At 63.3% G+C, this 24,087-nt stretch carries 23 protein-coding genes and 1 pseudogene; 18 read left to right on the forward strand and 6 right to left on the reverse strand.

What is annotated here, in order from left to right; genetic code table 11:
• The coding region (locus tag ABI213_RS10500; protein ID WP_348026981.1) for a ribonuclease E/G at nt 1–2,236 on the forward strand (2,236 nt) is incomplete at its 5' end.
• 297 nt (nt 2,237–2,533) lie between these two features.
• Here ABI213_RS10500 and ABI213_RS10505 read toward each other — a convergent pair.
• From ABI213_RS10505 to hemC, 4 genes are read right to left on the reverse strand one after another with little or no spacing between them, the layout of a single operon-like run.
• Entirely contained in the window at nt 2,534–3,817 is a 1,284-nt protein-coding gene (locus ABI213_RS10505; protein ID WP_348006411.1) for a heme biosynthesis HemY N-terminal domain-containing protein, read from the reverse strand.
• 3 nt (nt 3,818–3,820) lie between these two features.
• Nucleotides 3,821–4,858, reverse strand: coding sequence for a uroporphyrinogen-III C-methyltransferase (locus tag ABI213_RS10510; RefSeq protein ID WP_348006412.1), 1,038 nt, complete (start codon nt 4,856–4,858; stop codon nt 3,821–3,823).
• Nucleotides 4,855–5,640, reverse strand: coding sequence for a uroporphyrinogen-III synthase (locus tag ABI213_RS10515; RefSeq protein ID WP_348006413.1), 786 nt, complete (start codon nt 5,638–5,640; stop codon nt 4,855–4,857). The genes ABI213_RS10510 and ABI213_RS10515 overlap by 4 nt, the downstream gene beginning before the upstream one ends.
• Before the next feature lies 1 nt (nt 5,641).
• The gene (gene hemC / locus ABI213_RS10520) at nt 5,642–6,550 is read right to left on the reverse strand and encodes a hydroxymethylbilane synthase (protein ID WP_348006416.1); all 909 of its coding nucleotides are present in this window, start codon (nt 6,548–6,550) and stop codon (nt 5,642–5,644) included.
• Between the two features lie 134 nt (nt 6,551–6,684).
• On the opposite strand from hemC, the pseudogene ppc reads away from it, so the two are divergent.
• The 5 genes and pseudogenes from ppc (at nt 6,685) to ABI213_RS10545 (ending at nt 13,190) form a co-directional block, all read left to right on the forward strand.
• Nucleotides 6,685–9,588: pseudogene (ppc, locus tag ABI213_RS10525) on the forward strand (phosphoenolpyruvate carboxylase).
• Between the two features lie 106 nt (nt 9,589–9,694).
• The gene (locus ABI213_RS10530) at nt 9,695–11,131 is read left to right on the forward strand and encodes a mannose-1-phosphate guanylyltransferase/mannose-6-phosphate isomerase (RefSeq protein WP_348026983.1); all 1,437 of its coding nucleotides are present in this window, start codon (nt 9,695–9,697) and stop codon (nt 11,129–11,131) included.
• The gene (locus ABI213_RS10535) at nt 11,121–11,789 is read left to right on the forward strand and encodes an HAD-IA family hydrolase (RefSeq protein WP_348007890.1); all 669 of its coding nucleotides are present in this window, start codon (nt 11,121–11,123) and stop codon (nt 11,787–11,789) included. Before ABI213_RS10530 ends, ABI213_RS10535 begins: the two co-directional genes overlap by 11 nt.
• A 19-nt stretch (nt 11,790–11,808) precedes the next feature.
• Complete coding sequence (locus ABI213_RS10540; protein WP_348007889.1) at nt 11,809–12,171, forward strand: Rieske 2Fe-2S domain-containing protein; 363 nt, start codon at nt 11,809–11,811, stop codon at nt 12,169–12,171.
• A 2-nt stretch (nt 12,172–12,173) separates the two neighbouring features.
• Entirely contained in the window at nt 12,174–13,190 is a 1,017-nt protein-coding gene (locus ABI213_RS10545) for a S49 family peptidase (RefSeq protein ID WP_348007888.1), read from the forward strand.
• A 10-nt stretch (nt 13,191–13,200) separates the two neighbouring features.
• Here ABI213_RS10545 and ABI213_RS10550 read toward each other — a convergent pair whose 3' ends face one another.
• Together ABI213_RS10550 and ABI213_RS10555 are read right to left on the reverse strand one after the other, a co-directional pair.
• Nucleotides 13,201–13,962, reverse strand: a complete 762-nt coding sequence (locus ABI213_RS10550) for an SAM-dependent methyltransferase (protein WP_348007887.1) — start codon at nt 13,960–13,962, stop codon at nt 13,201–13,203.
• Nucleotides 13,959–14,564 (reverse strand): Maf family nucleotide pyrophosphatase, encoded by a 606-nt coding sequence (locus ABI213_RS10555; RefSeq protein WP_348007886.1) that lies wholly within the window; start codon nt 14,562–14,564, stop codon nt 13,959–13,961. The genes ABI213_RS10550 and ABI213_RS10555 overlap by 4 nt, the downstream gene beginning before the upstream one ends.
• Nucleotides 14,565–14,589: 25 nt before the next feature.
• On the opposite strand from ABI213_RS10555, the gene ABI213_RS10560 reads away from it, so the two are divergent.
• The 12 genes from ABI213_RS10560 (at nt 14,590) to ABI213_RS10615 (ending at nt 24,021) form a co-directional block, all read left to right on the forward strand.
• Nucleotides 14,590–15,138: a YceD family protein gene (locus tag ABI213_RS10560; protein ID WP_348007885.1), complete on the forward strand. Its 549-nt coding sequence runs from the start codon at nt 14,590–14,592 to the stop codon at nt 15,136–15,138.
• 150 nt (nt 15,139–15,288) lie between these two features.
• A complete protein-coding gene (gene rpmF, locus ABI213_RS10565; RefSeq protein ID WP_295955448.1) occupies nt 15,289–15,471 on the forward strand; it encodes a 50S ribosomal protein L32 in 183 nt (60 codons plus the stop codon).
• A 107-nt stretch (nt 15,472–15,578) separates the two neighbouring features.
• Nucleotides 15,579–16,631: a phosphate acyltransferase PlsX gene (gene plsX / locus ABI213_RS10570; protein WP_348007884.1), complete on the forward strand. Its 1,053-nt coding sequence runs from the start codon at nt 15,579–15,581 to the stop codon at nt 16,629–16,631.
• Entirely contained in the window at nt 16,628–17,608 is a 981-nt protein-coding gene (locus ABI213_RS10575) for a beta-ketoacyl-ACP synthase III (RefSeq protein ID WP_348007883.1), read from the forward strand. The genes plsX and ABI213_RS10575 overlap by 4 nt, the downstream gene beginning before the upstream one ends.
• A 52-nt stretch (nt 17,609–17,660) precedes the next feature.
• Nucleotides 17,661–18,635 carry an ACP S-malonyltransferase gene (gene fabD / locus ABI213_RS10580; RefSeq protein ID WP_348007882.1) on the forward strand — a complete coding sequence of 325 codons (975 nt, stop codon included), beginning with the start codon at nt 17,661–17,663 and terminating at the stop codon, nt 18,633–18,635.
• Complete coding sequence (gene fabG / locus ABI213_RS10585) at nt 18,632–19,378, forward strand: 3-oxoacyl-ACP reductase FabG (protein ID WP_348007881.1); 747 nt, start codon at nt 18,632–18,634, stop codon at nt 19,376–19,378. Before fabD ends, fabG begins: the two co-directional genes overlap by 4 nt.
• 132 nt (nt 19,379–19,510) lie before the next feature.
• Nucleotides 19,511–19,750 (forward strand): acyl carrier protein, encoded by a 240-nt coding sequence (gene acpP / locus ABI213_RS10590; protein WP_295955453.1) that lies wholly within the window; start codon nt 19,511–19,513, stop codon nt 19,748–19,750.
• A gap of 126 nt (nt 19,751–19,876) precedes the next feature.
• Nucleotides 19,877–21,118 carry a beta-ketoacyl-ACP synthase II gene (gene fabF / locus ABI213_RS10595; RefSeq protein ID WP_348007880.1) on the forward strand — a complete coding sequence of 414 codons (1,242 nt, stop codon included), beginning with the start codon at nt 19,877–19,879 and terminating at the stop codon, nt 21,116–21,118.
• 81 nt (nt 21,119–21,199) lie between these two features.
• Entirely contained in the window at nt 21,200–21,658 is a 459-nt protein-coding gene (locus ABI213_RS10600; protein ID WP_348007879.1) for a hypothetical protein, read from the forward strand.
• Nucleotides 21,655–22,299, forward strand: a complete 645-nt coding sequence (gene rpoE / locus ABI213_RS10605; RefSeq protein ID WP_348007878.1) for an RNA polymerase sigma factor RpoE — start codon at nt 21,655–21,657, stop codon at nt 22,297–22,299. Before ABI213_RS10600 ends, rpoE begins: the two co-directional genes overlap by 4 nt.
• A gap of 26 nt (nt 22,300–22,325) precedes the next feature.
• Complete coding sequence (locus tag ABI213_RS10610; protein ID WP_348007877.1) at nt 22,326–22,985, forward strand: sigma-E factor negative regulatory protein; 660 nt, start codon at nt 22,326–22,328, stop codon at nt 22,983–22,985.
• A gap of 19 nt (nt 22,986–23,004) precedes the next feature.
• Nucleotides 23,005–24,021 (forward strand): MucB/RseB C-terminal domain-containing protein, encoded by a 1,017-nt coding sequence (locus tag ABI213_RS10615; protein WP_348007876.1) that lies wholly within the window; start codon nt 23,005–23,007, stop codon nt 24,019–24,021.
• Nucleotides 24,022–24,087 lie beyond the last annotated feature (66 nt).

Genomic DNA, 24,087 nt, shown 5'->3' on the forward strand with positions numbered 1-24,087 from the left:
AGAAACCGCTACCCGCACGAATCTGGAAGCCGCCGAAGAAGTGGCCCGCCAGATGCGTCTGCGCGATTTGGGTGGCCTGATCGTGATCGACTTTATCGACATGGAAGAGTCGCGCAACCGCCGCGACGTGGAAAACCGCCTGCGCGACGCGCTGCGCCAAGACCGCGCCCGCGTGCAGTTCGGCACCATCAGCAAGTTCGGCCTGATGGAAATGAGCCGCCAACGCCTGCGCCCGGCGCTCAGCGAGGGGGCTTCGATTCCTTGCCCACGCTGCGGTGGTTCTGGCCATATCCGCGACACCGAATCCAGCGCGCTGCAAATTCTGCGCATCATCCAGGAAGAGTCTCTCAAGGACAACACCGCTTCGGTGATGTGCCAGGTGCCAGTGGATGTCGCTTCGTTCCTGCTGAACGAGAAGCGCACCGAAATCGCCAAGATCGAGCTCAAACAGCGCATCAACGTGCTGATGGTGCCCAACAAGACGCTGGAAACGCCTAACTACAAGCTGGAGCGCCTGAAGCACGACGACCCGCGCCTGGACCACATCGAAGCCAGCTACAAAATGGCCGACGTGATGGACGAAGCCACCTCGGTCACGCGCCGCTCGCAAGAGCCCACCAACAAGCAAACCCCGGTGATCAAGGGCGTGCTGCCAGATGCACCCGCACCGCAAGCCGTGCCCAAGGCCGTGGCCCCCGCGCCTGTGGTGGCCCCCGTCGCCGCCCCTGCGCCCGTGGCCGCTCCGGTGGAAACCAGCTTTTTCGGCTGGCTGAAAAACCTGTTTGGTGCTGCCCCCGCGCCTGTGGTGGTGGCCCCGCCCGTTGCCGCACCTGCACCCGTAGCCGCCAAGTCCGACGACAAGCGCGAACCCCGTAACCCGCGTGGCGACGGTGCCAGCCGCGGTGGCCGCAATGGCCGTGGCGGACGCGATGAAGCGCCCGAAGGCCGTACCGACCGTGGTGAGGGCCAAGGCCGCAACCGTGGACCCCGCAACGCCGAAGGCCGTGACACACGCGAACCCCGTGATGGCCAGGAAGCCCGCCCAGAACGTGCTCCGCGCAATGCGGCAGACCGTCCGGAACGGGCCGAGCGCCCAGACCGCAATGACGCACCGCGTGCCGATGGCGAAACCCAAGGCCGCGGCAGCCGGGGTGGCCGTGGCCGTGGCGAGCGTCCACAGGGAGCGCGCGAGCGTTCTGATGTGGATGCCCAAGCCATGGGTGGCGAAGGCGCTGTGAATGACGCAGCCGCTAACGTTGAAGTCGGTGGCTCCGAGGCGCGTCCAGAGCGCACGTCCCGCAACGCCGCCGGTGGCGAGCGTGGCGAACGCAGCCCCCGCGGTGGCCGTGGTGGCCGTGGCCCGCGTGAAGACGGTGCCCCTGCACAAGGCCGTGACCGCCAGGACGAGCCCCGTCCTGACCTGCGTGAACCCCGCGAAGCCCAGCCTGAAGCCAATGGTGAAGCTGTGGCCGAAGCCGCTCGTGCCCCCCGTCCCGAGCGCGAGCCGCGTGCCGAACGCGAGCCCCGCGAACCGCGTGCCGAGCGCGAGTCCCGCATGGACCGTGAACCCGCCGAGCGCCCCGAGCGTCCGTCGTATTTCGCAGCGGCCCAGGCCAGCGCCGCCCAGTCCGTAGCGGACCAGGCTGAAGCCGAAGATGTAGCTCAGCCATCTGCTGAGCGCACCGACGAAGCCCGTCCTGAAGGCGAAGAGCCCCAGCGCCGCGAAAAGCGTTCGCGTGACCGTTATGGCCGCGACCGCAAGGAGCGTGCGCCGCGTGACAACGCCGGTGAGCCCGCTGCGTTTGTGCCCAACCCGGTGGAGTCGGACGTACAGCCGCAAGCCGAGTCCCTGGTGGAGCGCGCTGCACCGGTGGTGGCAGAGCCGGTGGCGGCACCCGCAGCCACTATCGCTGCCGTGGTGGCCGAGGTCGTCGCACCGGTTGCCGCAGAACCTGTGGCAGCGCCCGTCGCAGCGGTAGTGGCCGCACCGGTGGTGGCACCCAAGCCCGTGTTTGCCCTGCCGACCGCCGAACTGGACCAATTGGCCCAGAACTCCGGTCTGCAGTGGGTCGGCACTAGCCCCGAGCGTGTTGCAGCCGTGCAGGCCGCGATTGCCGCCGAGCCCATCGTGGCGCATGTACCGCGCGTACGTCCTGCGGTAGCGCCCATCCAGGCGGAGCCGCTGGTGATGGTGGAAACTAAGCGCGACCTAGGCAAGATGGACTTGCCGTTCTAAGCCACTGACCTGGCAATCAAAAAATGGACCTTCGGGTCCATTTTTTTTGGGGTATCGGGGTATTTTTTGCTACTATTTTTAACTATGCTTTTTGTAGCTTCTTGTGCACGTAGCTACTGCGCCAACGGCCTATTTAAGCCTTGAAAATAAGCCGAAATTCAGGTATTTATCCCAGCCCAAGTGACGGAACGCCAGCCCACCAGAAACACTATAGAACTGGCTGAGCGGGACTGCGGGTGTTGCCCCCTGAAAGGGGTTTGGCAAAAGATGCGAGGCACGGCAGCCTCGGGGGTGTGCCTATAGCCCAGCGACTTGCTTGTAGGCCGCCTGTGCAGCCGCCGTGTCGCCACGCTGTTCGGCCAGGTCGGCCAGGGCGCGCCAGGCGCTGCGCTGCAGGCCGTTGTCTTCCAACTGGTGGACCGATTGCGCCAGCAGTTGCTGGGCCTTGCCCCACAGCTGGTGGCGCAGGCAGGCCATGCCGGCCAGGTACTGCAGGCGGGCATCGCGCGGGTTGCGCTGCTGGGCGGCTTCGATGCGGTGCAGCCAGGGCAGGTCGGCCGGGCTGTCGGTGGCGGAGAACCCGGCCTCCAGCGCCCGCACCAGCTTGGTACCAAAGGCGTGCTCCTGTTCGGGGTGGGCCACCATTTGTTCCCAGATGGGTAGCAGCCAGATCCGGGCCAGGGCGGTGTCGCCTTGTAATGTCACCAGGCGCTGGGCGGCCTGGATGGCCACCTCGGGCATCAGGCGCTCGGCCGGGTCCAGTTCGGCCCAGGCGCGTTGCAATTGGGCCGGGTCGTAGGCGGTATTGAGCAACTCCAGCGCCAGGCCGCGCAGAATGCTTTGCGCGGCGGCGGGCGAGAAGGCCCGGTGTTTTGCCAGCAGGCGGGCGGTTTCCAGCGCGGGCAGGGTCTGGCGCGCCAACCGGGTGGCTTTGAGGCGCACGCGCAGGGCCAGGGTGCGGCGGGCCGCGCCTTGGGGCAGGGCATCCAGCCATTGCATGGCAGCATCGGCATCGCGGTCGGCCAGTGCCCAGTGGGCGGCGCGCAGTTGTACGCCTTCGCGGGTTTCCTGGGTTTCCACGGTGTTGCGCTGGGCGGTGCTGTCCAGTGCTTGCTGCAGGTGGCTGTCACGGGTGGCTTTGTCTTGCAGCGAATGGCCGCTTTCGGCGGTGACCAGGTGGGCCAGGGCGCGCAGCTTGTCGCCGTGGGCCAGGGGGTGGCCGCTGGCCAGCAGCGCCTGCTCTTGGCGCAGGGCCACTTCGGCGGCCTTGCGGGCCCGCAGAAAACGCCCGGCCAGCAGGTGCGAGAACGCATCCAGCAACGCGGAATGGGTGGCCCGCTCCTTTTGCTGCAGCCGCCAACGCTGGGCCTGCTGTGGCATGGCGAACAGGGCCGACAAGGCCTTCAAGGCCAGGTGCAAGGCGATGAAGGTCGCCACGGTGAGCAGCAGCACCAGGTTCAGCGATAAATCGACCCGGTACGGCGGCCAGAACACGGTGACGGTGCTTTGGTTGTTACCTGCCAGCAGGGCGACTGCCACCGCCACGCCAAACAGGGCCAGGAGCCAAGCAATTGCGCGCATCGCTTATCTACCCGCCGCGGCTGTAGCCAAGGCGGCCAGGGTTTCATCGACCTGCGGTAGTTCCACGGCCTTCATCCGGCCCTGTACTTCCAGCAGCAGGGTCGCCATGGCCTGGGTTTTGCGCGAGGCGGGGTCGAAATATTTGTTCAGCGCGGCGGCGGCGGCGTTCAGGTCGGCGCGGGCGGAGGCGAGCTGGCGGGCCAGCAGGCCCAGGCGAGCATTGAGCAGCTTGAGCTTGAGGTTTTCGCGCAGAAAGAAGCTTTGTTCGGGCGACAGCAGGGCGGCCTCGGGCTGTTCGATGCGGCTGACGCGCAGCAGCTTGCGGGCTTCCTGGTGTACGACGTCCAGCGCGCGCTGCCACCATTCGGCAGCCAGCGGGGGCGCGGTTATGCCTACCCCGACGGCAGAGGCGGCCACTACGGCGTTGACGGTGGGCAACTCATCTACTTGCCGAACCAGTTCGTCCAGCTTGACCAGCAGGCCCGGGGTGTCGGTGGTGGTGACGGCCTTGATGCGGTCGGTGTCGTGGGCGATGGCGCGCTGCAGCGGGGCCAGGCGCGGCTGGGCGGCGCGGGTGACGCGGTCGTCGGCGCTTTTCAGGGCGGCCAGCAGGGGTTCGATGCTGCCGGTGAGCTGGGCCTGCTGTTGGGCCAGCCGTACGGCGGATTCGATATCAACGACCAGGTTTTCGTCACGCGAGCGCGACAGGCTTTGCATCAGGTCTTCGAGCTGGCTGCGTTGCAGGGTGGTTTCGCTGACACGGGCATCGGTGACGGCCTGGCGGGCGGCAATGTCGCGGGCCTGGTCCTGGGCCTGGTGGGCGATGGTGCGGGCTTCGACCGCCTGGGCACCGGCATCGGCGCTTTGGCGGGCCAGTTGTTCTTGGATATGGCTGAGCTTTTGCCACAGCATGCCGCTGCTGACCAGGGCCAGTACGGCCACGCCCCCTGCCACCAGGGTCAGCATCCCGGAACCCTTGGCGCTAGGGGGCACTGCCGGGGGGGGCGGAACGGAATTTTCGGGGGGCAGCTCGGCATTCATGCCAGCGATTCTATCGAGGCCACTATGTCGGCCAGCAGAGGACGTGACTCGCAAACAACACCAAAACCCGCACTCCGGGCGGCCTGCGCGATACGGCCATGGGTGGCCACGGCGCGGGCGGCGCGGAAATCCTGGCCGGGCAGCAGGGTTTGCAAGTGCGCGATGGCCTCGGAGCTGCTGAACAGCCAGACGCTGCCGTCCGCACAGGCCTGCTGGGCCTGGCGGCGCTGGTCGGGGCTGAACAAAGGCATGCGGCGCTCATAGGCCACCACGGTATCGAGTTGGGCACCGGCAGCAGCCAGTTGCTCGGCCAGCCAGCTGCGCCCTGCCGCCTCACCCGTGTGGTCGCTGCCGCGCACCACCAGGATGCGGCTACCCGCTCGCACCTGGCGGGCGACGATGTGCCACAAGGCTTCGGAGTCGAACTGGCCTGCCGCCGCATCCGGCGCGTCGATCTGCGTGGCTGCCACACCCGCCTGGTGCAGTGCCGCCACGGTGCCGGGCCCGGTAGCCCATGCTCTGGTATTGATAGCTTCTAGCGCAGATATATCCTGCGCTAGAGGCCAATTTGATGCATAAAAATGGCTGACGGCATTGCCACTGACGAACATGGCCGCCTGGTAGTTAGCCATGTTTTGCCAAGCTTGCTGCACCGGCAGCGCGTTGGCGGCAGGTGCGATGGCGATCAAGGGCAGGGCGATGGCCTGCAGTCCTTGTGCTGATAGCTCGCACACCCAGCGCTGGGCATCTTGCGCGGGCCGGGTGACGACGACCTGGACCACGCTAGACGGCACCACCTGCCCGCAACTGCGCCGCCACCTGTTCGCCCAGGGCGGTGGCGCTGGCCAGATCGGTCGGATCGGAAATAGCGGCCTGGGCGCGGGCGGTGACCAGCGGCGCGGGCTGTTCGGCATCACCCCAGGCGGCATTTATCACCAATTGACCGTTGACCCAGGTGGCAAACGCGGCCAGCGGCATCGAGCAACTACCGCCCATGCTGCGGCTGACGGCGCGCTCGGCGGCCACGGCCTGCCAGGTGGCGGCGTGGGCCAGCGGGGCCAGCGCGGCCACCAGGTCGGCCCGGTCGGCGCGGATTTCGATGCCCAAAGCGCCTTGGCCAGCGGCTGGAAGCATGTCCGTGGCCGCAAAGCGGCTGCGGATGCGTTCGGGCAGGCCCAGGCGCAGCAGCCCGGCGCTGGCCAGTACGATGGCATCGAACTGGCCTTCGTCGAGCTTGCGCAAGCGGGTGTCCAGGTTGCCGCGTAGCGGTGCAATCTGCAGGTCGGGACGCAGGGCGCGTAGCAGCACGGTGCGGCGCAAGCTGGAGGTGCCGACCACGCCGCCCTGCGGCACATCGGCCAGGGTGGCGTAGCGGTTGGACACAAAGGCATCGCTGGGGTCTTCGCGCTCCAGCACGCAGGCCAGGGCAAAGCCTTCGGGCAGGTCCATGGGCACGTCTTTCAGCGAGTGCACGGCGATGTCGGCGCGGCCTTCGTCCAGCGCCACTTCCAGCTCTTTCACAAACAGGCCTTTGCCGCCGACCTTGCTCAGCGAGCGGTCCAGAATTTGGTCGCCGCGCGTGGTCATGCCCAGCAGGGTGACGGTGTGACCGCGTTGCTGTAGCAAGGACTGGACGTGTTCGGCCTGCCAGAGGGCCAGACGGCTCTCGCGGGTGGCGATGGTGATGTGCATGGTGTGCAAGGATGGGGCGCTCAAACCGGTAACCTGTTGGTAATCTTTAGAAGAAATTGGCGGCATTTCAGGGGGAGTTGGATGCTAGCATGGGGTTTGCCCCACCCTTTTAAGCACTTTTAGGAAGTCCACGCATGACCACGGCAGATTCTCCCAGCGCCCCCAAAGCCGCCAAAACGGCCGTAGCCAAGGCCCATCCTAGCAAGGCCGCTGCCACTAAGGTAGCTCCCGCAGCGGCACGGTCTGCCAGCCGTGACAAGGCGAACGAACGGCCTCTGGTAGAAGATATCCGCCTGCTGGGCCGCATTCTGGGTGATGTGATCCGTGAGCAAGAAGGTGTGGCTGCGTTTGAGCTTGTCGAGCAGGTGCGCAAGCTTTCTGTGGCCTTCCGCCGTGATGCCGATGCCGAGGCCGACAAGGCGCTGAAAAAGCTGCTCAAGGCGCTGACCGGCGACCAAACCGTGAGCGTGATGCGCGCATTCACCTATTTCAGCCATCTGGCCAATCTGGCCGAGGACCGCCACCACATCCGCCGCCGGGCCGTGCACGAGCGTGCGGGCGACACCCAAGAAGGCAGCATCGAAGTGGCGCTGTCGCGCTTGCGCTGGGCGGGAATAGCGCCCAAAACCATAGCGCAGACCCTGGCCCACGCCTACGTGTCCCCGGTGCTCACCGCCCACCCCACCGAAGTTTAGCGCAAGAGCATTCTGGATGCCGAGCGCGACATCGCCCGGCTGCTGACGGTGCGCGACACCCTGCGCGAGCGCACCCTGGTCGGCACCACCAAAGATGCCTTGGCACCGCGCGAACTGGCTACCAACGAGGCGCAGTTACGGGCCCGCGTCATGCAGCTGTGGCAAACCCGGCTGCTGCGCATGAACAAGCTGACCGTGGCCGACGAGATCGAAAACGCGCTGAGCTACTACGAATCGACCTTTCTGCGCGAGATTCCCAAGATCTACGCCGACCTGGAAGGCGCTTTGGGCGAACACCCGGTGCACAGCTTCTTGCGCATGGGCCAATGGATTGGCGGCGACCGCGACGGCAACCCCAATGTATCGGCCCAAACGCTGGAGTACGCGTTGCGCCGCCAGGCCGACGTGGCCCTGCGCCACTACCTGACCGAGGTCCATTACCTGGGCGGTGAGCTGTCGTTGTCGGCCGGCCTGGTAGGCATGACCCCCGCCATGCAGGCGCTGGCCGCCAGCTCGCCCGACACCAATGTGCACCGCAAGGACGAACCCTACCGCCTGGCCCTGACCGGCATCTACGCCCGCCTGGCCGCCACCCTGAAGGGCCTGACCGGGGGCGATGCCGCCCGCCACGCCGTCGCGCCGCAAAATGCCTATCTGCTGGCCGAAGATTTTCTGGCCGATCTGCGCACCATCGAAGCCTCTTTGCTGGCCAACCACGGTGCCAGCTTGGCGGCCGAGCGCCTGCACCCATTGATCCGTGCGGTGGAAGTGTTTGGCTTCCATCTGGCCACGGTGGACTTGCGCCAAAGCTCGGACAAGCACGAAGAAGTGGTGGCCGAACTGCTGGCTACGGCCCGCATCCAGGCCGATTACTCCGCCCTGGACGAAATGGCTAAGCGTACGCTGCTGATGGGCTTGCTCAATGACGCGCGCCCGCTGCGCGTGGTGGGGGCCAGCTATTCCGAGCACACCTGCAAGGAAATCGCGATTTTCGAGGCGGCCCGCGAGTCCCGCGCCCGCTATGGCGCGCAGGCCATCCGCCACTACATCATTAGCCACACCGAGACGGTGAGCGATTTGCTGGAAGTGCTGCTGCTGCAAAAAGAAGTCGGCCTGATGCACCGCACGCTGGACAACAAGGCCATTGCCGATTTGATCGTGGTGCCTTTGTTTGAAACCATTGAAGATTTGCGCAACGCCGCGCCCATCATGCGCGAGTTTTACGCCCTGCCAGACATGGCCGAGCTGGTGCAGCGCAGCGGGGCCGAGCAAGACATCATGCTGGGTTATAGCGACAGCAACAAGGACGGCGGCATCTTCACCAGCAACTGGGAGTTGTACCGCGCCGAGATTGCGCTGGTCGATCTATTTGACCAACTTGCTAATAGCCACAACATCACCTTGCGCATGTTCCACGGCCGGGGCGGCACAGTGGGGCGTGGCGGTGGCCCGAGCTACCAGGCCATTTTGGCCCAGCCTCCCGGCACGGTGCGCGGCCAGATCCGCCTGACCGAGCAGGGTGAAGTCATCGGCTCCAAATACGCCAACCCTGAGATTGGCCGCCGCAACCTGGAAACCCTGGTGGCCGCCACCCTGGAAGCCACGTTGCTGCAGCCCACCAAGTCCGCCACCCCGGCTTTCTTGAAGACGGCAGCGCAGCTGTCTACCGCCAGCATGGCCGCCTACCGGGCGCTGGTGTACGAAACCCCGGGTTTCACCACTTACTTTTTTGAATCCACGCCGCTGCGCGAGATTGCCGAGCTGAACATCGGCTCACGCCCCGCCGCCCGCAAGCCCTCGCAAAAGATCGAAGACTTGCGCGCCATTCCCTGGGGCTTTAGCTGGGGCCAGTGCCGTTTGACCCTGCCAGGCTGGTTCGGCTTTGGTTCGGCGGTAGAGGAATTTTTGAACGAAAACGGCCCTGCAGGCAAGAAGGACGCTCTGGCCGTGCTACAAAAAATGTACCGCCAGTGGCCGTTCTTCAGCACCTTGCTGAGTAATATGGACATGGTCCTGGCCAAGAGCGACCTGGCCCTGGCCTCGCGCTATGCCGAACTGGTGAGCGATGCCAAGCTGCGCAAGCGCATTTTTGCCAGCATCGAAGCCGAGTGGCACCGCACCGCCAACGCGCTGAGTCAGATCACTGGCGAGAAGCACCGTTTGTCGGGCAATGCTTCGTTGCAGCGCTCCATCCGCCACCGTTTCCCGTACATCGACCCGCTGCACCACCTGCAGGTCGAGCTGGTGCGGCGCTACCGGGCCGGGCAGGGCGACGAGCGGGTGCAGATTGGTATCCACATTTCTATCAACGGTATTGCGGCGGCGCTGCGCAATACGGGCTAAAACCCTGTGTTGGCGCTGCAATGCGCCATGTTGCTCTGCAATAATAAAAACCAATAGCCTGTGAATCCGTTCTCAGGCCCTTGGTTTTTTTACCTTTTGGAGTTTTATGCTGATCCAACCCGTTGTGCTTTCTGGTGGCTCCGGCACCCGCCTATGGCCTTTGTCGCGTGAAAAGTACCCCAAGCAACTGTTGCCGCTGATTGGCGACGACTCGCTGCTGCAGGCCACGGTACGCCGGGTCGAGGGGCTGGGCCTGGGCACGCTGGCCGCGCCCATGGTGGTGTGCAACGAGGAGTACCGCTTCGTCATCGCCGAGCAACTGCGCCTGATGGGCCAGCCCGGCAGCATCGTGCTGGAGCCCACGGGCCGCAACACCGCACCCGCCTTGACTTTGGCTGCGCTGGCCGCATTGCGTGACGGCACCGATCCGGTATTGCTGGTGATGCCGGCCGACCACGTGATCGTAGACAAGCCCGCCTTCCAGGCCGTGGTGCGCCAAGGTGCGTTATTGGCAGCAGAGGGGGCGGTGGTCACCTTTGGCATCACGCCCGACAGCCCCGAAACGGGTTACGGCTACATCCAGTCGGGCGCCTTGTACGGCGATGCCGGTGCATCCACCATCGCCAGGTTCGTCGAAAAGCCCGACCAGGCCACGGCGCAAAGCTATCTGGACGCCGGCACGTATTCCTGGAACAGTGGGCTGTTCATGGTCAAGGCCTCGGTCTGGCTGGCGGCGATGGCCGTGTGCCGCGCCGACATCCTGGCCGCCTGCCAGACTGCCTGGGACGCAGGCAGCACCGACGGCGAATTTGTGCGCGTCGGCAAAGAGCTGTTTTCCGCCTGCCCCAGCGACTCTATCGACTACGCGGTGATGGAGCGCATCGCCTCCGGCCAGGCCGGTTTGCCGCCTGGCGTGGTGATTCCGCTGGCGGCGGGCTGGTCCGACGTAGGTGCCTGGGACGCGCTGTGGCAGGTGCTGCCCAAGGACGACGCGGGCAATGTGGCCCAGGGTGACGTGCTACTGCACGACTGCCGCAACACCCTGGCTCTGTCCGAAGGCCGCCTGATCGCCTGCGTGGGCGTGGACGACATCGTGGTGGTGGAAACCGCTGACGCGATTCTGGTGGCCCATAAGGATAAAACCCAGGACGTGAAAAAGATCGTCGAAAGCCTCAAGAAGCAGGGGCGCTCCGAGGGCCAGCTGCACCGCAAGGTGTTCCGCCCCTGGGGCTGGTACGACAGCGTGGACAACGGCGCACGTTTCCAGGTCAAGCGCATTGTGGTCAAGCCCGGCGGTACGCTGTCGCTGCAGATGCACCACCACCGCGCCGAGCACTGGATCGTGGTGTCCGGCACCGCCAAGGTCACCAAAGGCGAGGAAACCTTTTTGGTCACCGAAAACGAATCCACCTACATCCCGCTGGGCACCACCCACCGGCTGGAGAACCCCGGCCGGGTCGAGCTGGAAATGATCGAAGTGCAGTCGGGCAGCTACCTGGGCGAGGACGATATCGTCCGCTTTGAAGACGTGTATGGGCGTTAGCCAGGCCCGCCAATTTGATTTGATCGCCTTCGATTGGGACGGCACGCTGTTCGATTCCACGGCCATCATCACCCGCAGCATCCAGGAGGCGGTGCGCGACGTGGGCGGCACCGTGCCCAGCGATGCTGCGGCCTCGTACGTGATCGGCATGGACCTGATCCCCGCCCTGGCCCATGCGGCGCCCGATGTGCCCGCTTCCCAGCACGCGGAACTGGGCGCGCGCTTTAGCCACCACTATCTGGTGCACCAGCATGACATCAGCTTGTTTGCCGGGGTGCTGCCCATGCTGGCCGCGCTCAAGGCCCGCCAGCACTGCCTGGCGGTGGCTACGGGCAAGTCGCGCCGTGGTTTGGACGAGACCTTGCAAGCGGTGGAGCTGCAGGGCCTCTTTGACGGCTCCCGCACTGCAGACGAAACCCAGGGCAAGCCGCACCCGCGCATGCTGCATGAGCTGATGCGCGAATTTGGCGTGTCGCCTGAGCGCACCCTGATGGTGGGCGACACCACGCACGACCTGCAAATGGCCGTCAATGCAGGCTGCGCCAGCGTGGGCGTGGGCTACGGCGCGCACACCACGGAGGCGTTTGCGGCACTCAAGCCGCGTTTTGTGGCGCATTCGGTGGCCGAACTGCATGCCTGGCTGCTGGCGCATGGCTGATTTTGGGAGCTTGGACACCATGCAAGAAATACCCCTGTGCAACACGGCGGACCTGAGCGACGGCGGCGATGCTGTGCCGTTTGATGTGGCCTATTTGGGCGAGACCTGCCGTGCCTTTGCCATCCGCTACAACGGGCAGGCCCATGCCTACCTGAACCGCTGCACCCACGTGCCCATGGAGCTGGACTACCAGCCGAACCGCATCTTTGACGATTCCGGTGAATGGTTGCTATGCGCTACCCACGGCGCGGCTTATCGGCCAGATACCGGCGACTGCGGTGGAGGCCCTTGCCGTGGCGGGCTGGTGAAGATTGCCCTGTCCGAGTCCAGCGGGGTGGTGCACTGGCATACTCGGGCGCAATTGCAACCTGTTGAGTTTTAACCATGACCGACCCGATTCTTCCTGGCGAACCCCCCGCCCCCGTGCCGCCTGAGCGAGGTTCTGGGGGCACAGCGGGCCGTAGCCCCACCGATACCCCGGGCTGGGAGCGCGCGACCCTGGAAAAACTGGCTTTTGCGGCGCTGGCCGAGCAAAAATCTGCCCGGCGCTGGCGCAATTTCGTCCGCTTGGCTTGGCTGGTCTGTTTGGTGGTTGCGGGCTGGATTGGCCTGTCGCGCACCACGCCCAGCACCGACAAAACCACGGCACACACCGCTGTGGTTGAAATCAAGGGTGAAATCGCCGCTGGTGCCGATGCCGGGGCCGAATTTGTCGTAGCGGCCATGCGCAGCGCCTTCGAGGACGAGGGGGCGCAAGCCGTGGTGCTGCTGATCAACTCGCCCGGCGGTAGCCCGGTGCAGGCCGGCATCATCAATGACGAAATCTGGCGCCTCAAGAAGAAATACAACAAGCCGGTCTACGCCGTGGTGGAAGAAAGCTGCGCCTCGGCGGCCTACTACATAGCGGTGGCAACCGACCAGATTTTTGTTGACAAGGCCAGCATCGTCGGCAGCATTGGTGTACTGATGGACGGCTTTGGCTTCACCGGCTTGATGGACAAGCTGGGCGTGGAGCGCCGCTTGCTGACCGCCGGTGAAAACAAGGGCTTTCTGGACCCATTCAGCCCGCAAACCGAGAAACAACGGGCCTACGCCCAGAGCATGCTGGACCAGATCCACACGCAGTTCATCGACGCGGTCAAGGCCGGACGTGGCAAACGCCTGAAAGAAACCCCGGAAACCTTCAGCGGCTTGTTCTGGAGCGGGCAGCAAGCGGTGGAAATGGGCCTGGCCGACCACCTGGGCAACCTGGATTACGTGGCCCGCGAGGTCGTCAAGGCCGAAGAGCTGGTGGACTACACCCGCCGCGAAAACGTGGCCGAACGTTTGGCCAAGCGCTTCGGTGCGGCGATTGGCGAAGGCTCGGTGCGGGCTTTAAAGAACATTCCCGCGCTGCGTTAATCCGCGTCCCTTAGCGTCCAATGGCGAACACGGCGGGCTGGTCAGTGACCAGACCCGCCTTGTTTTTTTGCCGCCAGCCTTTGACGGTGTCGCTCACCGTACGGGGCTCTGCCAGGGTCATCCCGCTGCTGACCGCCAGGCGGGTGTTTTGCTGCAGAGTTTGTAGCAGTCCCTGCAGCAGGGACGCGTTGCGGTAGGGTGTTTCAATAAAAATCTGGGTCTGCCCGGTTTTCAGTGCCAGGGCTTCCAGTTCGCGGATTTTCTGGCCGCGTTCTGGTTCGGCCTGGGGTACATAGCCCACAAACGCAAAATTCTGCCCGTTCAAACCGCTGGCGGCCAGCGCCAGCAGCAGCGATACGGGGCCCACCAGCACCACCACCTCTAGCCCCAGCTCGTGTGCGGCGCGCACCACCGACGAACCCGGGTCGGCCACCGCAGGCATGCCCGCTTCACTGACCAGCCCAATGTCAAACCCTTGTAGCGCGGCGGCCAGCAAGGGTTTGGCATCGAAGTTGCCACCGTGGTCGCCTTTTTTATGCACTTCGCGCGGCAGTTCCTGGATCTGCAAGGTCTGGATGGACTGCGCCAAGGGCACCAGTGCATCCACCCGCTTCAGGTAGGCGCGGGTGGTCTTGGCGTTTTCACAGACCCAGTGCTGCAGGCGGGCGGCCACACGCAACGTGCCCATGGGCATCACGTCTTCAAGAGGTGTCAAGCTTGCGCAGCCAAAGTCCAACGGTGCAGGGACCAGGTAGAGTTTTCCGAGGCTCATAGCAGCACTACTCCGGCGGCGCGCAGCAACTGGCAGGTGCGGATCAGCGGCAGGCCGATGAGGGCGGTGGGGTCGTCGCTGTAGATACTGTCCAGCAGGCTGATACCCAAGCCCTCGCTTTTGGCGCTGCCGGCGCAGTCATAGGGCTGCTCGGCCCGCAGGTAGGCTTCGATTTCGGCATCGCTGAGGTCGCGAAACAGCACCTGCACCGGGGCCAGCGCGCTTTGGGCAAAGCCGGTTTCCAGGCAGACCACCGACAGCGCGGTCTGGAACACGACGGTGTGGCCACGCATCCGGCGCAATTGCGCCACGGCGTTGGCGTGGTTTCCCGGCTTGCCCAGCGGCTCACCATGCAAATCCGCCACCTGGTCGGAGCCGATAACGATCGCCTGTGGAAAACGGGTGGCCACAGCCCGGGCTTTGGCCAGCGACAGGCGCAGGGCCAGATCCTGCGGCAATTCACCGGGCAACGGGGTTTCATCCACATCTGGCGCGGCGACTTCGAAAGGGATGCGCAGTCGTTCCAACAGCTCACGGCGGTAGCGCGAAGTCGAGCCTAAAACCAGGGCACGGGGAGGAGGGGAGGGCAAAGGGGAGTGCATTCGAGGATTCTCTTACACTGTGCCCATGAAAACCGAGATTGCTTCTACCCCCCTGGACGTTCGCGCCTTTGCGCAGGCGGCGGGCACCCGCACAGCCCAAGATTTGCTACCAAAATACGAGCGACTTGCGCAGGAGGCTTCTGCACCAGAGGCCGATTTGGCTGTGAATTGGGGCGCCCAAGGCGAGTTGCGTCCCGTGTCCAGCGGTGAGCCTGAAATCTGGCTGCACATCCAGGCAGATATCTGCTTGCCCATGACCTGCCAGCGCTGCCTGACCCCGATCCACATCCCTTTGGCGGTAGACCGCTCGTTCCGCTTTGTCGCCGATGAAGAAACCGCTGCCGCACTGGACGACGAGTCCGAAGAAGACATTCTGGCGCTCGATCCTGCGTTCGATCTTGCCACTTTGGTCGAAGATGAGCTGTTGATGGAAATCCCCCTGGTGCCGCGCCACGACGTGTGCCCGGTAGAGGTCACGTTGGAGGTGGTGGACCCGGCTTTTGAGGCCGCCTTGTCTGAAAAGCCCCATCCGTTTGCCGCGCTGGCTAAGCTGCGTGGCGAGGGCGCGGATTAGAGGCTGGCGCAGCTACGCAAGCTTGGGCTATAATCTAAGGCTTAGCGCGAAAAGGCTTTGAGCATTTTGACTTCAAAGTTGAGTGGCCTCTCGTGAATTGTCTAATCTTTTAGCGTTTAGCTTTAAACGCATTTAACTTAGGAGCCGACCATGGCCGTCCAACAGAACAAAAAGTCCCCTTCCAAGCGCGGTATGCACCGTTCGCACAACGCACTGAACGTGCCCGGTATCGCAGTGGAATCCACCACCGGTGAAACCCACCTGCGCCACCATATCAGCCCCAACGGTTTCTACCGTGGCCGCCAGGTGCTGAAGAACAAATCTGAAGCCTGATCTGCGCTCACCATCCAGGGCCCGGTGCTACGTAACCCGTAGCCACGGGCCTTTGCTTTGATGTTTGCACTCTCCAGCCTTTGCGCCCCGCTGGGCGCTGCTACGCCATGATCACACTTGCTGTGGATTGCATGGGTGGCGACCACGGCCCCAGCGTCACGCTGCCGGCCTGCCGCCATTTTCTGGACAACACCCCCGAAGTTTCGCTGCTATTGGTAGGTTTGCCTGCCAGCCTCGCAAGCTTTGTGCACCCGCGCGCCCAGATGGTGGCGGCCAGCGAGGTGGTGGGGATGGACGACTCGATTGAAATCGCCCTGCGCAAGAAAAAAGATTCTTCCATGCGCGTGGCGATCAGCCAGGTCAAGCTCGGCGCAGCCCAGGCGGCGGTGTCGGCAGGCAATACCGGGGCCTTGATGGCGATTGCCCGCTATCTGCTCAAAACCCTGGACGGCATCGACCGCCCCGCCATTGCCGGGCAAATTCCCAACGCCAAGGGTGGCGCCACCACGGTGCTCGACCTCGGTGCCAACGTGGATTGCACGGCAGAGCATTTGCTGCAGTTTGCGGTGATGGGCTCAGCCTTGGTGTCGGTACTCAGCGACAACGAGAACCCCACGGTCGGTTTGCTGAATATTGGCGAAGAAGCCATCAAGGGCAACGAGACCATCAAGCTGTCAGGCGAATTGCTGCGCGCGGCTGCGCGTGCGGGCGACCTGAACTTCTACGGCAACGTCGAAGGAAACGATATTTTTGTGGGCACCACCGACATCATTGTGTGCGATGGTTTTGTGGGCAATGTGGCGCTGAAAACCAGCGAAGGCCTGGCCAACATGATCGTCAACTTTTTGCGCGCTGAGTTCTCGCGCAATATTTTCACCAAATTTACGGCATTGCTCGCTACTCCGGTGTTAACGGCGCTTAAAAAACGCATGGACCATCGGCGCTACAACGGCGCGGCCTTGTTGGGTCTGCGTGGTTTGGTGTTCAAGAGCCATGGCTCGGCCGACGCGTTTGCGTTTGAGCAGGCATTGCACCGGGCGTATGATGCAGCCCGAAACAACCTGCTGGACCGTGTCCAGGCCCGCATTGCGCACGCAGCGCCGCTTTTGGCGGTATCTGCGGCCAATGCACCGGACACGACCGCAACCATGAGCGCATGACGAGACTTTATTCCCGCATCACCGGCACCGGTAGCTATCTCCCTCCCCGTCGATTGACCAACGCCGATTTGGTGGCCGAGCTGGCTGCCAAAGGCGTGGAAACTTCAGACGACTGGATCGTGGAGCGCACCGGCATCCGGGCCCGCCATTTCGCCGATGCCGATGTCGCTTGCAGTGACCTGGCGGTGCATGCCGCTCGGCACGCCCTAGAGGCAGCCGGTGTCCAGGCCCAGGACATCGACCTGATCATCGTCGCTACGTCCACACCGGACATGGTCTTCCCCTCGGCCGCCTGCATCGTGCAAAACAAACTCGGCATCCACGGCTGTCCAGCGTTTGATGTACAGGCTGTGTGCAGCGGTTTTGTGTATGCCCTGACGGTGGCCGACGCGATGATACGCACCGGCACGGCCCGCAAGGCGCTGGTGATCGGGGCCGAGGTGTTCTCGCGCATTTTGGATTTCTCTGACCGCACCACTTGTGTGCTGTTTGGCGATGGCGCGGGAGCTGTGGTGCTGGAAGCCTCGGATACACCGGGTATTTTGGCCAGCGACCTGCATGCCGATGGCAAGCACGTGGGTATTTTGTGCGTGCCCGGCCAAGTTTCAGGCGGTACGGTGGTGGGCAATGCCATGTTGATCATGGACGGTCCCGCAGTGTTCAAGCTGGCGGTCGGTGTGCTAGAAGAAGCCGCCCGCGCCGCCTTGGCCAAGGCGGGCAAAACCCACGACGATATCGACTGGCTGATTCCGCACCAGGCCAATATCCGCATCATGCAAAGCACCGCCAAGCGGCTCAAGATATCGATGGACAAGGTCATCGTGACCGTGGACCAGCATGGCAACACCTCGGCTGCATCGATTCCCCTGGCGCTGGACGCCGGTGTGCGCAGCGGCAAAATCAAAAAAGGCCAAACCCTCATGCTTGAAGGTGTGGGCGGCGGGTTTACCTGGGGTGCAGTGCTGCTTAATTTGTAGCATTTTGCGCAGGCTTTATAAGCGCTAGCGGCATTTTTGACCCATAAAATCCATGAACCATTTCGCTTTTATCTTTCCCGGCCAGGGTTCCCAGTCCGTCGGCATGCTCGATGCCTGGGGCGACCACCCCGTGGTACGCCAAACCCTGCAAGAAGCCTCCGATGCACTGGGCGAAGACGTAGCCCTGCTGATCAAAGGCGGCCCCAAGGAAGCGTTGGCTCTGACCACCAACACCCAGCCGGTGATGCTGGTGGCGGCAGTCGCTGCCTACCGGGCCTGGATGGCCGAAACCGGCGCAGCGCCTGCTGTGGTGGCGGGCCATTCGCTGGGCGAATATTCTGCGCTGGTGGCTTCTGGTGTGCTGAGCTTGGCGCAGGCCGCACCCCTGGTGCGCTTTCGGGCCCAGGCCATGCAAGACGCGGTGCCGGTGGGTGTCGGTGCCATGGCCGCAATCTTGGGGCTGGATGCTACTAAAGTAATATCATGCTGTGCAGATGTGACTGGCACCATGCGTGCTTCAGGCACTGAATTTTCTGGCGAGGTGGTGGAAGCGGTGAACTTCAACGACCCTGGCCAGACCGTGATTGCGGGCAGCAAGGCTGCGGTCGAAAAAGCCTGCGAGGTCCTCAAAGCCAGCGGTGCCAAGCGCGCCCTGCCTTTGCCAGTGTCGGCCCCGTTCCATTCCAGCCTGATGCAGCCAGCCGCCATGAAGCTGCGTGAGAAACTGGCGCAAACCGTGTTTGCCGCGCCGCAAATCCCGGTGGTCAACAATATTGATGTGGCGGTGGAGTCCGATGCCGACCGCATCCGCGATGCCCTGGTGCGCCAGGCTTTCGGCCCGGTGCGCTGGGTCGAGTGCGTGGCCGCCATCAAGGCCCGCGGTGTGACCACCTTGGTCGAATGCGGCCCTGGCAAGGTGCTGGCCGGAATGGTCAAGCGTATCGATGCGGGTCTGGTCGGCCTGCCTTTGTTTGACCCCGCCAGCATGGCCGAGGTCCAGTCCCATCTTTTGGGAGCCGCCGAATGAGCGCCACTGAATTTGCAGGCCAGGTGGCCCTGGTGACAGGTGCTTCGCGCGGCATCGGTGCGGCCATCGCGCTGGAATTGGCGCAACGCGGCCTGACGGTCATTGGCACGGCTACTAGCGATGCCGGTGCGGCCGCCATCACCCAAGCGCTGGCGGCCTTTCCTGGTTGCAGCGGCAAGAAGCTGGATGTCAACGACCTGGCCGAGGCCGAGGCGGTCATCGACGGCATTACCAAAGAGTTTGGCGGCTTGCAGGTGCTGGTCAACAACGCTGGTATCACCCGCGACACACTGGCCATGCGCATGAAAGACAGCGACTGGGATGATGTGCTGGACACCAATTTGAAGGCCGTGTTCCGCATGAGCCGCGCGGTGATGCGAACCATGATGAAACAGCGCTATGGTCGCATCATCAGCATCACTTCGGTAGTGGGTGCCTCGGGCAATCCGGGCCAGGCCAATTACGCGGCCGCCAAGGCCGGTGTGGCGGGCATGACCCGGGCCTTGGCGCGCGAACTCGGTTCACGCAACATCACGGTCAACTGCGTGGCCCCTGGCTTTATCAACACCGACATGACCGCCAGCCTGCCCGAAGCGCAGCACAAAGCCCTGCTGGCACAGATTCCCTTGGGCCAGCTGGGCTTGCCCGCCGATGTGGCGCATGCGGTGGCCTATCTGGCATCGCCCCAGGCGGGCTACGTGACGGGCCAGGAGTTGCACGTCAACGGCGGTATGTACATGTAGCCACCCAGTGGCGGCAGTCAAGCTACTAAGTCACACAAAATCCAGCCGTTCTATCCGTACGGCAGTCTGGGCAGGGGATCTTCTGCAGCCCGGCTAAAATCACGGATTCTTTTACAACCCTCAGAGGGAACTATGAGCGATATCGAAGCACGCGTTAAAAAAATTATTGCCGAACAACTGGGTGTGGAAGAAGCCCAAGTCACCAGCGAAAAGTCTTTTGTGGCCGATCTGGGCGCAGACTCGTTGGACACCGTTGAACTGGTGATGGCACTGGAAGATGAGTTTGGCATCGAAATCCCGGACGAAGATGCCGAGAAGATCACCACCGTGCAAAACGCGATCGACTACGCGACCAGCCACCCCAAAGGCTAATCCGCTTCTGCATCGACTGGCAGTGCGCCACCCCGTGTAGATGCGGCCAGTCGATACCAGAAGGCACAAGCGGCACCCGGTGCCGTTTTCTGCAGCTTCGCGCTGCCCACTACACCCCATACATTTATGTCCCGTCGTGTCGTCGTCACAGGTTTAGGTTGCGTCAGCCCCGTAGGTAACACTGTGGCCGATGCATGGTCGGCTTTGCTGGCCGGTCAATCGGGCATTGACTTGATCAAGTCGTTTGATGCCAGCCCTTTCGCATGCAAGTTTGGCGGCGAAGTCAAAGGCTTTGATATCACCGCCCTGATCCCAGAGAAAGAAGCGCGCCACATGGACCGCTTCATCCACCTCGGGCTGGCGGCGGCGATCGAAGCCGTGGCCGACTCCGGTTTGGCCACCGGCGACGCGCTGGACCCTGAAGAAGCCACGCGCATAGGCTGCAACATCGGCTCCGGCATCGGCGGTTTGCCGATGATCGAGCAGACGCATGCCGAGTTCACCAGCCGGGGCGCGCGGCGCATTTCCCCATTTTTTGTACCGGCCTCGATCATCAACATGATTTCGGGCCACGTGTCGATCAAATTTGGCTTCAAAGGCCCGAACATCGCCATCGCTACCGCCTGCACCACCGGCCTGCATGCCATCGGCCAATCGGCCCGCATGATCGAGTACGGTGATTGCGACGTGATGGTGGCCGGCGGCGCCGAATCCACCATGTCACCACTGGGTTTGGGTGGCTTTGCCGCAGCCCGTGCCCTGAGCACCCGCAATGACGATCCCGCCACCGCTTCCCGCCCTTGGGACAAAGACCGCGACGGCTTTGTGCTGGGCGAAGGCGCAGGCGTGCTGGTGATCGAAGAATACGAACACGCCAAGGCGCGCGGTGCCAAGATTTACGCCGAAATCGTCGGCTTTGGCCTGAGCGGCGACGGTTTTCACATGACGGCTCCCAACGTGGACGGTCCCCGCCGCTCCATGCAGATGGCCTTGAAGAACGCCGGTGTCAACCCTGACCAGGTGGACTACCTGAACGCCCATGGCACCTCCACGCCGCTGGGTGACGCGAACGAGACCAATGCCATCAAGCTGGCGTTCGGCGACCACGCCAAGAAGCTGGTGGTCAATTCCACCAAGTCCATGACCGGCCATTTGCTGGGCGGCGCAGGTGGCATTGAAAGCGTTTTCACCGTACTGGCGCTGCACCACCAAAAAAGCCCACCCACCATCAACATCTTTAACCAAGACCCGGAATGTGACCTGGACTTCTGCGCCAACACGGCCCGGGACATGCAGATCGACGTGGCGGTGAAGAACAATTTTGGCTTTGGCGGCACCAACGGAACGTTGGTGTTCAAGCGCGTGTAATGTGAAGCAACTTGCATGGCTCCGTGGCGCCTCTGCCGCTAAAGCCATGAAAGTTGAGCCGATCCTGAGCGCACGATTCCAATGCATAACGCCCCACCGGTGACCTATCCGGTGGGGCGTTCGCGTTTTCAGGCCGGGGCGCAGGCTGCGCTGTGGCTGTTGGGCGCGGCCACCGTGGCGGGCTGGTGCTGGCAAGTGGACGTGTGGGGTTGGCGGCAGGGCGTAGCGGCGCTGGCCGTGGTGGGTGCGGGGCTGCTGGCCATTTTTGGCTGGTGGAAAACACCGGCGGCGGCCCTGCGCTGGGACGGTCAGCAATGGTTCTGGAACTCCAAGGACGTGGCTTGCGCGGTGCATGTCAGCGTCCATTTAGATCTGCAGCACTACTTGCTGCTGTGCCTGCGCCCTGGTGCGGGGCGACCACTGTGGTGCTGGGCTGAACGGGCAAGCCAGCCCGCGCACTGGCGCAGCCTGCGCCGTGCGGTATATTCGCCCGCCAGACCCCCAAATGACACCCCTAGTGCGCTCGGATCTGAACCATGACTGCACTACCTCCTCCTCTCTTGACCACTCCGGCTACGGCCACCGATAGCGACCTGATGCTGGTCGAGCGCACGGTGGCGGGCGACCAGCGGGCTTATGGCCTGCTGGTGGTCAAGTACCAGCGTCGCATCCAGCGCCTGATTGGGCGCATGGTGCGCGATGTTGACCTGGTGGAAGACATCGCCCAGGAAACCTTCATCCGGGCCTACCGCGCCCTGCCTAAATTTCGGGGTGATGCGCAGTTCTATACCTGGCTGTACCGTATCGCCATCAATACCGCCAAGAAGACTTTGATGGATTTCAAGCGCGATCCCACCGTATCCGAGGCTGCAATGCGACCTTCTGATGACGAGGATGAAACTTACTACCGAAAGAATGAACCAACCAGTCCCGACACCCCGGACACGGTGCTGGCAGCCAAGCAAATATCGAACGCAGTCAATGTCGCCCTGGAGGCGCTGCCCGAGGATTTGCGCCAGGCTGTGACCTTGCGTGAGATCGAAGGCATGAGCTACGAGGACATTGCAGAAATGATGCAGTGCCCGATTGGTACGGTGCGGTCGCGCATTTTCCGGGCCCGGGAAGCGATTTCAGCGCGGGTAAAGCCCTTGCTGGAAAACCAGTCTGGCAAGCGCTGGTAGGCAAAACAAGGAACAAGGTGAAGAACATGGCCAAAGAACACATTGACACCCCGCAGGATGCCCTGTCGGCATTGGCCGATGGGCAATTGCGCGGCGAGGCGTTTGCGCTGGCGGTCGAGCGGGTGGCGCAGCAGCCCGAAGCCCAGGCCACCTGGCATGCTTACCATGTGGTGGGCGATGTGTTGCGTTCCAACGACTTGGCTTTTTGTGCCGATGACCAGGGCTTTCTGGCCCGCTTCCAGAGCCGACTGGCGTTGGAGCCGGTTTTAGCTCCCGCCGTAAATACTACTAATTTAATAGCTATCGCCGCATATGAATCAAGCGCCAAGGCCTTGTTTGATGTCCAAGACGAGTCGGACGATATTGCGGCCAACGCGCCCAGCTTTCGCTGGAAGATGGTCGCGGGCGTAGCCTCTTTGCTGGCGGTCGTGGCTGTAGGCTGGAATGTGGCCGGTGGTTTGGGAGCTGTTCCGGCAGGCCAGCAACTGGCGCAGGCGACTCCTGCCGCTCCCGTAGTGCAAACCGTGGCGAAGGCCAATGCCGACGATGCGCCCCCCCAGACCATGCTGCGTGATGCGCGCCTGGACGCACTGATGGCTGCGCACAGGCAGTTTGGCGGCACTTCGGCTTTGCAGATGCCTGCGGGCTTTATCAGCAATGCCACCTACGAGATTCCCGCCCGCTAAAGTGCCATACAGCCGCAATATGCCAATCAAAACCCGCCAAGGATTGTTGCTGGCTGCGCTATGGGCGGCGCTATTGCCTCTAGCCCATGGTGCGACGCCAGTGCCTGCAGAGCCGGCCTCTGCCGCCGCCATCCCAGAGCGCGGCGTCAGCGAATGGCTGATGCGTATGCACGAGGCCTCGGGCAAGCGTGCCTATATCGGCACCTTTGTGGTGTCCTATGGTCCCGGCAGCATGTCCAGCGCGCGGATCTGGCATGTGTGCGACGGTGCGCAGCAGATGGAGCGGGTCGAGTCTTTGACCGGTGCGCCACGCTCCACCTTTCGCCACAATGACCAGGTCATTACCTTTTTGCCCGAAACCAAGGTGGCGGTGGCAGAAAAGCGCGAATCGTTGGGCTTGTTCCCCAATTTGCTGGAGGCGGGGGACTTCTCCATCCCCGCGTTTTATGCGGCCAAACGGGTGGGTAGCGACCGGGTGGCGGGGTTTGATGCCGACGTGGTGGTCCTTAAGCCCAAAGACCGTCTGCGCTACGGATACCGCATCTGGAGCGAAAAGAATACCGGCTTGGTGGTCAAGTTGCAGACCCTGGATGTCGATGGCCAGGTGCTGGAGCAGGCGGCCTTCTCTGAGTTGCAACTTGACGCACCCGTGAAGATGGACAAACTCGGCCAAATGATGGCCAACACCACCGGCTACAAGGTAGAGACGGCGGCCATGGTTAAAACCACGGCGTTGTCGGAGGGCTGGGTCTTGAAACATGGCGTACCCGGCTTCAAACCCATGAGCTGCTTCCGCCGTTCAGTGGGCGGGCCTATCGAGAACACGGTGCAGTGGGTTTTCTCAGATGGCCTGGCTTCGGTGTCCTTGTTTGCCGAACCTTATGAGCCCCAACGCCATGTCCAAGAGGGGGCAATGGCTGTAGGCGCGACCCAGTCACTTACCCGCCGGGTTGGTGCATGGTGGTTGACGGCGGTGGGCGAAGCACCGCAAACCACTTTAAAGGCGTTTGTCCAAGGACTCACGCGGGCGAAATAGGGCCCGGACTTACCCAGCCCTGAAGGCCCAGAGGGCCGCCGGCCAGGCGCTGCGTAAGTCTTCATG

Source organism: Rhodoferax sp. (assembly GCF_039922535.1).
In the GTDB taxonomy this organism is placed as follows: domain Bacteria; phylum Pseudomonadota; class Gammaproteobacteria; order Burkholderiales; family Burkholderiaceae_C; genus Rhodoferax_B.

Excerpts from the sequence above, each read along its gene's own strand:
- ABI213_RS10555 (WP_348007886.1), bottom strand. The coding sequence starts at position 14,564 with ATGCACTCCCCTTTGCCCTCCCCTCCTCCCCGTGCCCTGGTTTTAGGC.
- rpoE (WP_348007878.1), top strand. The coding sequence starts at position 21,655 with ATGACTGCACTACCTCCTCCTCTCTTGACCACTCCGGCTACGGCCACC.
- ABI213_RS10615 (WP_348007876.1), top strand. The coding sequence starts at position 23,005 with ATGCCAATCAAAACCCGCCAAGGATTGTTGCTGGCTGCGCTATGGGCG.
- ABI213_RS10540 (WP_348007889.1), top strand. The coding sequence starts at position 11,809 with ATGCAAGAAATACCCCTGTGCAACACGGCGGACCTGAGCGACGGCGGC.
- ABI213_RS10545 (WP_348007888.1), top strand. The coding sequence starts at position 12,174 with ATGACCGACCCGATTCTTCCTGGCGAACCCCCCGCCCCCGTGCCGCCT.
- ABI213_RS10600 (WP_348007879.1), top strand. The coding sequence starts at position 21,200 with ATGCATAACGCCCCACCGGTGACCTATCCGGTGGGGCGTTCGCGTTTT.
- plsX (WP_348007884.1), top strand. The coding sequence starts at position 15,579 with ATGATCACACTTGCTGTGGATTGCATGGGTGGCGACCACGGCCCCAGC.
- hemC (WP_348006416.1), bottom strand. The coding sequence starts at position 6,550 with ATGCACATCACCATCGCCACCCGCGAGAGCCGTCTGGCCCTCTGGCAG.
- ABI213_RS10535 (WP_348007890.1), top strand. The coding sequence starts at position 11,121 with ATGGGCGTTAGCCAGGCCCGCCAATTTGATTTGATCGCCTTCGATTGG.
- ABI213_RS10505 (WP_348006411.1), bottom strand. The coding sequence starts at position 3,817 with ATGCGCGCAATTGCTTGGCTCCTGGCCCTGTTTGGCGTGGCGGTGGCA.
- fabG (WP_348007881.1), top strand. The coding sequence starts at position 18,632 with ATGAGCGCCACTGAATTTGCAGGCCAGGTGGCCCTGGTGACAGGTGCT.
- ABI213_RS10510 (WP_348006412.1), bottom strand. The coding sequence starts at position 4,858 with ATGAATGCCGAGCTGCCCCCCGAAAATTCCGTTCCGCCCCCCCCGGCA.
- ABI213_RS10530 (WP_348026983.1), top strand. The coding sequence starts at position 9,695 with ATGCTGATCCAACCCGTTGTGCTTTCTGGTGGCTCCGGCACCCGCCTA.
- ABI213_RS10560 (WP_348007885.1), top strand. The coding sequence starts at position 14,590 with ATGAAAACCGAGATTGCTTCTACCCCCCTGGACGTTCGCGCCTTTGCG.
- fabF (WP_348007880.1), top strand. The coding sequence starts at position 19,877 with ATGTCCCGTCGTGTCGTCGTCACAGGTTTAGGTTGCGTCAGCCCCGTA.
- fabD (WP_348007882.1), top strand. The coding sequence starts at position 17,661 with ATGAACCATTTCGCTTTTATCTTTCCCGGCCAGGGTTCCCAGTCCGTC.
- ABI213_RS10575 (WP_348007883.1), top strand. The coding sequence starts at position 16,628 with ATGACGAGACTTTATTCCCGCATCACCGGCACCGGTAGCTATCTCCCT.
- acpP (WP_295955453.1), top strand. The coding sequence starts at position 19,511 with ATGAGCGATATCGAAGCACGCGTTAAAAAAATTATTGCCGAACAACTG.
- ABI213_RS10550 (WP_348007887.1), bottom strand. The coding sequence starts at position 13,962 with ATGAGCCTCGGAAAACTCTACCTGGTCCCTGCACCGTTGGACTTTGGC.
- rpmF (WP_295955448.1), top strand. The coding sequence starts at position 15,289 with ATGGCCGTCCAACAGAACAAAAAGTCCCCTTCCAAGCGCGGTATGCAC.
- ABI213_RS10610 (WP_348007877.1), top strand. The coding sequence starts at position 22,326 with ATGGCCAAAGAACACATTGACACCCCGCAGGATGCCCTGTCGGCATTG.